Consider the following 9,878-nt stretch of genomic DNA (forward strand, 5'->3'; position numbering starts at 1 on the left):
AAATCGTCATGCATGTCGGTGTATACTCATGCATATGAGTGAGGGAGAGCCCACGTGAGGCGGGTCGCCGTCGCCGGTGCCAGCGGGTACGCCGGGGGTGAGCTGCTGCGCCTGCTGCTCGGCCATCCGGAGGTGGAGATCGGCGCGCTCACCGGCGCGTCCAACGCCGGACAACGCCTCGGCACCCTGCAGCCGCACCTCCTCCCCCTCGCCGAGCGCGTGCTCGAGGAGACGACGATCGAGGTGCTGAGCGGCCACGACGTCGTCTTCCTGGCGCTGCCGCACGGGCAGTCCGGCGCGATCGCCGAGGCCCTGCCCGAGGGCACCGTCGTGATCGACTGCGGCGCCGACTTCCGGCTCGTCGACGCGGGGGAGTGGGAGCGGTTCTACGGCTCCCCGCACGCCGGCACCTGGCCCTACGGCCTGCCGGAGCTTCCCGGCAACCGGGAGCGACTGATGGGTGCCACGAAGATCGCTGTGCCGGGCTGCTACCCGACCGTCTCCTCGCTCACCCTCGCGCCGGCGGTCGCGGCCGGCCTGGTGGACAACGACGTCGTCGTGGTCGCGGCGAGCGGCACGAGCGGCGCCGGGAAGGCCGCCAAGGCGCACCTGCTCGGCAGCGAGACCGCGGGCAACGTCAGCGCGTACGGCGTCGGGGGAGTGCACCGCCACACCCCGGAGATCACCCAGAACCTGTCCGCGCTCACCGAGGGCACCGTGACGGTCAGCTTCACCCCATTGCTCGTCCCGATGCCGCGCGGCATCCTCGCCACCTGCACCGCGAAGCTGAGGCCCGGTGTCACCGCCGAGCAGGTCCGGGAGGTCTACGAGAAGGCCTACGCCACCGAGCAGTTCGTCCACCTGCTCCCCGAGGGCACCTGGCCGCAGACCAAGGCGGTGACCGGCTCCAACGCCGTCCACCTCCAGGTCACCGTCGACGAGGCCGCCGGCCGGCTGGTCGCGGTGGGCGCCGTCGACAACCTCACCAAGGGCACGGCCGGCGCCGCCGTCCAGTGCATGAACCTCGCCCTCGGCCTCGACGAGGCCCAGGGCCTGAGCACGATCGGACTCGCACCATGAGCGGCGTCACCCACCCGAAGGGCTTCCGGGCCGCGGGTGTCACGGCGGGGCTGAAGTCCTCCGGCGGCAAGGACCTCGCCCTGGTCGTCAACACCGGCCCGCGCTTCGACGCGGCCAATGTGTTCACCGCCAACCGCTGCCAGGCCAACCCGGTGCTGTGGAGCAAGGAGGTCGCCAAGGACGGCGTCGTCCGGGCGGTCGTCCTCAACTCCGGCGGCGCCAACTGCTACACCGGCCCCGAGGGCTTCCAGACCACCCACGCGACCGCCGAGCGGGTCGCGGAGCACCTCGCCATCGGCGCCGGGGACGTCGTGGTCTGCTCGACCGGCCTGATCGGCCTGCTCAACGACCGGGCCGCGCTGCTGGCCGGCGTCGACGCCGCGGCGGCCGCCCTCGACGCCGACGGAGGTGACGCGGCCGCCCACGCGATCATGACGACCGACACCGTCGCCAAGCAGGTCGTGGTCGAGGGTGGGGGCTGGTCGATCGGCGGCATGGCCAAGGGCGCGGGCATGCTCGCGCCGGCCCTGGCCACGATGCTCGTGGTGATCACCACCGATGCCGTCGTACCTGCCGCCGACCTGGACAAGGCGCTGCGCGCCGCCACCCGGGTCAGCTTCGACCGGCTCGACTCCGACGGCTGCATGTCGACCAACGACACCGTCAGCCTCCTGGCCAGCGGGGCGAGCGGGATCGCGCCGAGCCTGGAGGAGTTCACGGCCAGGCTGGCCGACGCCTGCACCGACCTGGCGCTCCAGCTGCTCGCCGACGCCGAGGGCGCCGACCACTCCATCGCGATCACCACCGTGCACGCCGCGAGCGAGGACGACGCGGTCGAGGTGTCCCGCTCGGTCGCGCGCAGCAACCTCTTCAAGGCCGCGATCTTCGGGAAGGACGCCAACTGGGGCCGCATCCTCGCCAGCGTCGGCACCACCGGGGCCGCCTTCGACCCCGCCGACCTCGACGTCGCGATCAACGGCGTCTGGGTGTGCCGTAACTCGGGGATCGGCGAGGACCGCGACCTGGTCAGCCTCGAGGAGCGCGACGTCACCGTCACCGTCGACCTCAAGGCCGGCGAGGCGTCGGCCACCGTCTGGACCAACGACCTGACCCACGCCTACGTCCACGAGAACAGCGCCTACAGCTCATGAGCGAGATCCACTACGAGACCAAGGCCGCCGTGGACACGGCCAAAGCCGCCACCCTGGCCGCGGCGCTGCCGTGGCTGAAGAAGTACAACGGCAAGGTCATCGTCATCAAGTACGGCGGCAACGCGATGATCGACGACGCGCTCAAGGTGGCCTTCGCCGAGGACATCGCGTTCCTCCGGCTGGCCGGCTTCAAGCCGGTCGTCGTGCACGGCGGCGGCCCGCAGATCTCGGCGATGCTCGACCGGCTCGGCATCGAGTCGGAGTTCCGGGGCGGCCTCCGGGTCACCACCCCGGAGGCGATGGACGTCGTCCGGATGGTGCTGGTGGGGCAGGTCCAGCGCGAGCTCGTCGGCCTGCTCAACCAGCACGGCCCGCTGGCGGTCGGCCTGTCCGGCGAGGACGCCGGCCTGTTCACGGCCAGCCGCACCAGCACGGTCATCGACGGCGAGGAGGTCGACCTCGGCCTCGTCGGCGAGGTCACCTCCGTGCGCCCGGAGGCGGTCCTCGACGTCATCGAGGCCGGTCGCATCCCGGTCATCTCCAGCGTCGCCCCCGACTCCAGCGGGCAGGCGCACAACGTCAACGCCGACACCGCCGCCGCCGCGCTCGCCGTCGCGCTGGGGGCAGAGAAGCTGCTCGTGCTCACCGACGTCGAGGGGCTCTACCGCGACTACGGCAACAGCGACGACGTGATCGGCGAGATCGGCCCCGAGGCCCTCGCCGAGCTGATGCCGTCGCTGGCCGCGGGCATGGTGCCGAAGATGGGTGCCTGCCTCCAGGCGGTCCAGGGCGGCGTACCGCGTGCGACGGTCGTCGACGGCCGCGAGCAGCACGCCGTGCTGCTCGAGATCTTCACCGAGGAAGGCATCGGGACGCAGGTCCTGCCCGGTGTCGAGACCAAGATCAGGAGGGCTGCCCGATGACCTCGAGCGCATCCACCCAGCGCTACCAGGGCGCGCTGATGAACACGTTCGGCCCGCCGAAGCTCGTCCTCGCCCGCGGCCAGGGCGCCCACGTCTGGGACGAGGACGGACGCGAGTACGTCGACCTGCTCGGCGGGATCGCCGTCAACGCCCTCGGCCACGCGCACCCCGCGATCGTCGAGGCGGTCTCGACCCAGCTGCAGACGCTCGGCCACATCTCCAACTTCTTCGCCTCCGCGCCGCAGATCGAGCTCGCCGAGAAGCTCATCTCGCTGGTCGCGCCCGGGGCCACCGAGGACGCCAAGGTCTTCTTCGCCAACTCCGGCACCGAGGCCAACGAGGCCGCCCTCAAGCTCACCCGTCGCACCGGCCGGACGCACGTCGTCGCGATGGACGGCTCCTTCCACGGCCGGACGATGGGCTCCCTGGCGCTGACCTCGAAGGAGGCCTACCGCGCCCCCTTCGAGCCGCTGCCCGGCGAGGTCACCTTCGTGCCCTACGGCGACGTCGACGCCCTCACCGCCGCTGTCACCGACGCGACCGCCGCGGTCCTCATCGAGCCGCTGCAGGGCGAGGCCGGCGTCGTCGCGCCACCCGAAGGCTTCCTCGCGGCCGCCCGGGCGATCGCCGACGAGCACGGCGCACTGCTGTGGTTCGACGAGATCCAGTCCGGCATGGGCCGGACCGGCCACTGGTTGGCCTCCCACTCCGCGGGCGTCACGCCCGACATCGTCACGCTGGCCAAGGGCCTCGGCGGCGGCATCCCGATCGGGGCCTGCATCGGCCTGGGCCGGGCGGCGACGCTGTTCGAGCCCGGCAACCACGGCACCACCTTCGGGGGCAATCCGGTGGCGTGCGCCGCCGCGCTGGCGGTCGTCCGCACCATCGAGGACGAGAACCTGCTCGAGCACGTCACCGTGCTGGGCCACAAGCTCCGCGACGGCCTTGCCGCCGACCCCCGTGTCGCCGAGGTGACGGGGGAGGGCCTGCTGATCGGCGTCGTCCTCACCGAGGACAGGGCCGCCGAGGTGGCCGCCGCCGCGCTGCGGGCCGGCTTCATCGTCAACAACGCGACTCCTCGCCGGGTGCGGCTCGCACCCCCGCTGGTGCTCACGCCCGACGACGCCCAGGCGTTCCTGAGCGCCTGGCCGGCGATCCTGGACGAGGCTTTCGCATGATCCGCAGCTTCCTGCGCGACGACGACCTCACGCCCGAGGAGCAGGCGCGGGTCCTCGACCTCGCCGCGGCGCTCAAGGCGGAGCCGTACGGCGCGAAGCCGCTGGCCGGGCCGCGCACCGTGGCGACGATCTACGACAAGCCGACCCTGCGCACCCAGGCGTCGTTCGCCGCCGGCATCGCCGAGCTCGGCGGGCACCCGATGCTGGTCGACGGCACCCTCGCCGGGATCGGCCGCCGCGAGTCGGTCGCCGACGTGGCGCGCGTGCTCGGCCGGCAGGCGAGCATGATCGTGTGGCGCACCTACGCCCAGGATCGGCTCGAGGAGATGGCGGCGTACGCGGGTGTGCCGGTCGTCAACGCGCTCACCGACGACTTCCACCCCTGCCAGCTCCTCGCCGACCTGCTCACGATCCGGGAGCACAAGGCCACCGACGGGCAGAGCCTCAGCGGGGTGCGGGTGGCGTTCCTCGGCGACGGCGCCTGCAACATGGGCAACTCCTGGGTCCTCGCCGGCGCGCTCGCCGGGATGCAGGTCGTGATCGGCGCCCCGGAGGGCTACGCCCCGGCCGAGGACACGTTCGAGCGCGCCAACGAGATCGGCGCCGCGACCGGCGGCACGGCGAGCTGGACCGCCGACCCGGCCGAGGCCGTGACCGGCGCCGACGTGGTCGTCACCGACACGTGGGTCTCGATGGGCCGGGAGGACGAGGCGGACGCGCGGCTGGCCGTCTTCTCGTCGTACTCCCTGACCGAGGACCTCTTCGCCCGAGCGGAGCCCGACGCGATCGCGATGCACTGCCTGCCCGCCTACCGCGGCAAGGAGGTCGACGCCGCCGTCATCGACGGCCCGCGCAGCGTGGTCTGGGACGAGGCCGAGAACCGGCGGCACGCCCAGAAGGCGATCCTGGCCTTCCTCCTCGAGGAGAGCGTGGGCGCATGACCGAGTCCGCGCTCCGACCGTCGACCAAGAACGCCCGCCACCAGCTCATCGTCGAGCTGGTCGAGGGACACGAGGTCAGGTCCCAGGGCGAGCTGGCCGACCTGCTCGCCGAGCACGGCGTGCAGGTCACCCAGGCGACGCTCTCCCGCGATCTCGTCGAGCTCGACGCGCTCAAGGTGCGCTCCTCGGGCGGTGCGCTGGTCTACGCGGTTCCCGGCGAGGGCGGCGACCGGCGCCCGGCGGCGCCGGGGGAGACCGCCGCGACGCGCAACCGGCTCGCCCGGCTCTGCGGCGAGCTGCTCGTCTCCGCGGAGGCGAGCGCCAACCTGGTCGTGCTGCGGACGCCGCCCGGGGCCGCGCAGTTCCTCGCCTCGGCGTTCGACAAGGCCGAGTTCCCCGACATCCTGGGCACGATCGCAGGCGACGACACCGTCCTCGTCATCGGCCGCGACCCGCAGGGCGGCGACGACCTGGCGCGGCGGTTCCTCGCGCTGGCCGACCAGCCCCACCACGACGAACCGACCGAATCCGACGCACACGAGAGATGAGCAAGAAGTGAGCAAGGTCCTGACCTCCCTGCCCCAGGGCGAGCGCGTCGGCATCGCGTTCTCCGGGGGCCTCGACACCTCGGTGGCGGTCGCCTGGATGCGCGACAAGGGCGCCATCCCGTGCACCTACACCGCCGACATCGGGCAGTACGACGAGCCCGACATCTCCGGCGTCCCCGACCGGGCCAAGCAGTACGGCGCCGAGATCGCCCGCGCGATCGACATCAAGCCTCAGCTGGTCGAGGAGGGACTGGCGGCGCTGGCGTGCGGCGCGTTCCACATCCGCTCGGGCGCGAAGGTCTACTTCAACACGACGCCGCTGGGCCGCGCGGTCACCGGGACGATGCTGGTCCGGGCGATGCAGTCCGACGAGGTCAACATCTGGGGCGACGGCTCGACCTACAAGGGCAACGACATCGAGCGGTTCTACCGCTACGGGCTGATGGCCAACCCCGAGCTGCGGATCTACAAGCCCTGGCTCGACGCCGACTTCGTGACCGAGCTCGGCGGCCGGCACGAGATGAGCGAGTGGCTCGTCGCCCACGACCTGCCCTACCGCGACTCCACCGAGAAGGCCTACTCCACCGACGCCAACATCTGGGGCGCCACCCACGAGGCCAAGACCCTGGAGCACCTCGACGTCTCGCTCGAGACCGTCGAGCCGATCATGGGCGTGAAGTTCTGGGACCCCTCGGTCGCGATCGAGACCGAGGACGTCGCGATCAGCTTCGAGGCCGGCCGGCCGGTCGCCATCAACGGTCGCCGCTTCGACGGTCCCGGCGGGGCCGTCGCCCTCGTGCTCGAGGCCAACGCGATCGGCGGCCGGCACGGACTGGGCATGTCCGACCAGATCGAGAACCGGATCATCGAGGCCAAGTCCCGCGGCATCTACGAGGCGCCGGGCATGGCCCTGCTCTTCGCCGCCTACGAGCGCCTGCTCAACGCCGTCCACAACGAGGACACCCTCGCGAACTACTACACCGAGGGCCGCATGCTGGGCCGGCTGCTCTACGAGGGTCGTTGGCTCGACCCCCAGGCGCTCATGCTGCGCGAGTCGATCCAGCGCTGGATCGCCTCCCTCGTCACCGGGACGGTCACCCTGCGGCTGCGCCGCGGCGACGACTACACGATCCTCCGGACCGAGGGCGAGAACTTCTCCTACCACCCCGAGAAGCTCTCGATGGAGCGCGTCGAGAACGCCGCGTTCGGCCCGACCGACCGGATCGGCCAGCTCACGATGCGCAACCTCGACATCGCCGACAGCCGCGCCAAGCTCGAGGCGTACGCCGCCCAGCCGCTCGACCAGGGGAACGTGCTCGTCGAGCACGGCACCCTCTTCGGCGAGCTCCCGGCCGGCGGGTTCGACCAGATCTCGGCCAACCCCGAGGCGACCGAGGAGGCCGTCGCGCTCGACGAGGCGCTCGACGACGCTGCGATGGAGTTCGGGACCGACTGATGGGCGAGACCACCCCCCACACCACCAACGAGGGCAAGCTCTGGGGCGGCCGGTTCGCCGGTGGCCCCTCGCCCGAGCTCGAGGCGCTGTCCCGCTCGACGCACTTCGACTGGCGGCTGGCGCTCTACGACATCGCCGGGTCCCACGCGCACGCCAAGGCGCTCGGTGCTGCGGGCCTCCTCACCGCGGAGGAGGAGCTCGAGCTGCACCGCGGTCTCGACGCCCTCGCCGAGCGGTTCACCTCGGGCCGTCTGCGCCCGGCCGCGTCCGACGAGGACGTGCACGGTGCGCTCGAGCGGCTGCTGATCGAGGAGGTCGGTCCGGACGTCGGCGGCAAGCTGCGCGCGGGGCGGTCGCGCAACGACCAGATCGCCACGCTCTTCCGGTCCTACCTGCTCGACCACGGGCGCGTCGTCGCCGGCCTGCTGCTCGACCTGGTCGACGCGCTGGCGGCCCAGGCGCAGACGCACCTGACCGGTCCGGACGGACCGGCCATCATGCCGGGACGCACCCACCTGCAGCACGCCCAGCCGGTGTTGGTCTCGCACCACCTGCTGGCGCACGCCTGGGCGCTGCTGCGCGACGTCGACCGGCTGGGCGACTGGAGCCGGCGGGTCGGGTCCGACTCGCCGTACGGCTCGGGGGCCCTCGCCGGCCAGAGCCTCGGCCTGGACCCCGAGCTCGTCGCCGACGAGCTGGGCTTCACCGGGTCGAGCGCCAACTCCATCGACGGCACCGCCTCGCGGGACTTCGTCGCCGAGTTCGCCTACGTCTGCGCCCAGGCGGGCGTCGACGTCTCGCGGATCGCCGAGGAGATCATCCTGTGGGCGACCAGGGAGTTCGACTTCGTGACGCTGCATGACTCCTGGTCGACCGGATCGTCGATCATGCCGCAGAAGAAGAACCCCGACATCTCCGAGCTCGCTCGAGGCAAGGCCGGGCGCCTGGTCGGCAACCTGACCGGGCTGCTGACGACCCTCAAGGCGCTTCCGCTGGCCTACAACCGCGACCTCCAGGAGGACAAGGAGCCCGTCTTCGACTCCGTCGACACGCTCGAGGTCCTGCTGCCCGCCTTCACCGGTCAGGTCGCCACCCTCGTCTACAACACCGAGCGGATGGCCGAGCTGGCCCCGCAGGGCTTCTCCCTGGCCACCGACATCGCCGAGTGGCTCGTCCGCGAGGGCACCCCGTTCCGCATCGCGCACGAGCTCGCCGGCGCGTGCGTCCGGGCGGCGGAGGCGAAGGGCACGGAGCTGGACGGCCTGACCGACGAGGAGTTCGCCGCGATCTCGCCGGCCCTGACCCCGCAGGTGCGGCTCGTCCTCACCGCCACGGGGTCGGTCGAGTCCCGCAACGGCCGTGGTGGCACCGCCCCGGTCCGGGTCGTCGAGCAGCTGGCGGAGCTGCGCGAGCGGGTCGTCGCCGCGCGTGCCGCTCTGGACGAGCGTGGCCGAGCTCGCTGAGCGCCTGTCCGGCCCGGCGGAGCAGGTCGCCCCGCTGCTCCTGGGCGCCCTGCTCTCGCACGGCGGCGTCACCGTCCGGCTGACCGAGGTCGAGGCGTACGCCGGCCCGGCCGACCCGGGCTCGCACGCCTACCGCGGCCGCACCGCCCGGAACGCGACGATGTTCGGACCGGCCGGCCACCTCTACGTCTACTTCACCTACGGCATGCACTTCTGCGCCAACGTCGTCTGCGGGCCGGAGGGCGTCCCCTTCGGGTGCCTGATGCGCGCCGGCGAGGTGGTCGAGGGCCTCGACACAGCCCGCCAGCGCCGGCTCGGGTCGAGCGACCGGGACCTCGCCCGGGGACCGGCCCGGCTCACGCAGGCGCTCGGCCTGACCCGCGCCGCCGACGGCGCCGACCTCAGCCGCGGTCCGGTCCGGCTCGAGCTGGGGGAGCCGGTGACCCAGGTGTCGACCGGCCCGCGGGTGGGGCTCCGCGGCGCTCCGGAACGGCCGTGGCGATTCTGGATCACGGGGGACCCGACCGTCTCGGTCTACCGCCCGGCGAAGGCCCTGGATCGGCCGCGACGAGCGCCCTGAGCAGGGGTCGCCGGCGCCTGAACGCCGGACGTACGCCCGGATTTGAAGCCCCGGACGCCCCTGTGTAGTGTTCTTCCTGTCGCCGCGAGCGACACCAAAGCCCACCGGCCGAGAGGCCAACCGGACCGAGGTGAAGCGCGCGCCGATTCGGCCAGTCCGACCGGCTCAACGCCAAGTTGACCGGGACAGACGGAGCCGGTAAGTTTCTGCAGGTTGCCCCGCAGCAAGGCCGACAGGCCGAGCACGGTGTGCGTGTGATTCTTGAGAACTCAACAGTGTGTCATAGTCGACGAATTAGTTTGTTATGCCCCGTCGACTGCCTTTTTGGTGGTTGATGGTTTCTTTGACAATTGATTCTGGCAATTTTTTGTCAGTGTCTCCTGTCAGGGCATCTCTTTTTCTCTGCATCGACCTGGTTGGTGTGGGGTGTTGTTTTTCAACGGAGAGTTTGATCCTGGCTCAGGACGAACGCTGGCGGCGTGCTTAACACATGCAAGTCGAGCGGAAAGGCCCTTCGGGGTACTCGAGCGGCGAACGGGTGAGTAACACGTGAGTAAT

9 protein-coding genes and 1 rRNA gene are annotated in these 9,878 nt (G+C 71.6%); all 10 read left to right on the top strand.

Annotated elements, in window-relative coordinates:
- Positions 1–54: 54 nt before the first annotated feature.
- Entirely contained in the window at positions 55–1,080 is a 1,026-nt protein-coding gene (gene argC / locus BM236_RS14975) for an N-acetyl-gamma-glutamyl-phosphate reductase (protein WP_091125363.1), read from the top strand.
- Entirely contained in the window at positions 1,077–2,231 is a 1,155-nt protein-coding gene (gene argJ, locus BM236_RS14980) for a bifunctional glutamate N-acetyltransferase/amino-acid acetyltransferase ArgJ (protein ID WP_091125365.1), read from the top strand. Before argC ends, argJ begins: the two co-directional genes overlap by 4 nt.
- On the top strand, positions 2,228–3,154 hold the full coding sequence (gene argB / locus BM236_RS14985; RefSeq protein WP_091125367.1) for an acetylglutamate kinase: 927 nt from the start codon (positions 2,228–2,230) through the stop codon (positions 3,152–3,154). The genes argJ and argB overlap by 4 nt, the downstream gene beginning before the upstream one ends.
- A complete protein-coding gene (locus BM236_RS14990) occupies positions 3,151–4,332 on the top strand; it encodes an acetylornithine transaminase (protein ID WP_091125369.1) in 1,182 nt (393 codons plus the stop codon). Before argB ends, BM236_RS14990 begins: the two co-directional genes overlap by 4 nt.
- Positions 4,329–5,273: an ornithine carbamoyltransferase gene (argF, locus tag BM236_RS14995; RefSeq protein WP_091125372.1), complete on the top strand. Its 945-nt coding sequence runs from the start codon at positions 4,329–4,331 to the stop codon at positions 5,271–5,273. The genes BM236_RS14990 and argF overlap by 4 nt, the downstream gene beginning before the upstream one ends.
- Positions 5,270–5,821, top strand: a complete 552-nt coding sequence (locus tag BM236_RS15000) for an arginine repressor (protein ID WP_091125374.1) — start codon at positions 5,270–5,272, stop codon at positions 5,819–5,821. The genes argF and BM236_RS15000 overlap by 4 nt, the downstream gene beginning before the upstream one ends.
- 7 nt (positions 5,822–5,828) lie before the next feature.
- Positions 5,829–7,277, top strand: a complete 1,449-nt coding sequence (argG, locus tag BM236_RS15005; protein WP_091125376.1) for an argininosuccinate synthase — start codon at positions 5,829–5,831, stop codon at positions 7,275–7,277.
- Positions 7,277–8,740, top strand: a complete 1,464-nt coding sequence (argH, locus tag BM236_RS15010; RefSeq protein WP_091125378.1) for an argininosuccinate lyase — start codon at positions 7,277–7,279, stop codon at positions 8,738–8,740. Before argG ends, argH begins: the two co-directional genes overlap by 1 nt.
- Entirely contained in the window at positions 8,706–9,320 is a 615-nt protein-coding gene (locus BM236_RS15015) for a DNA-3-methyladenine glycosylase (RefSeq protein ID WP_245750354.1), read from the top strand. The genes argH and BM236_RS15015 overlap by 35 nt, the downstream gene beginning before the upstream one ends.
- 436 nt (positions 9,321–9,756) lie before the next feature.
- Positions 9,757–9,878, top strand: a 16S ribosomal RNA gene (locus BM236_RS15020); the annotation flags it as partial.

Source organism: Nocardioides terrae, assembly GCF_900112345.1.
GTDB lineage: Bacteria > Actinomycetota > Actinomycetes > Propionibacteriales > Nocardioidaceae > Nocardioides > Nocardioides terrae.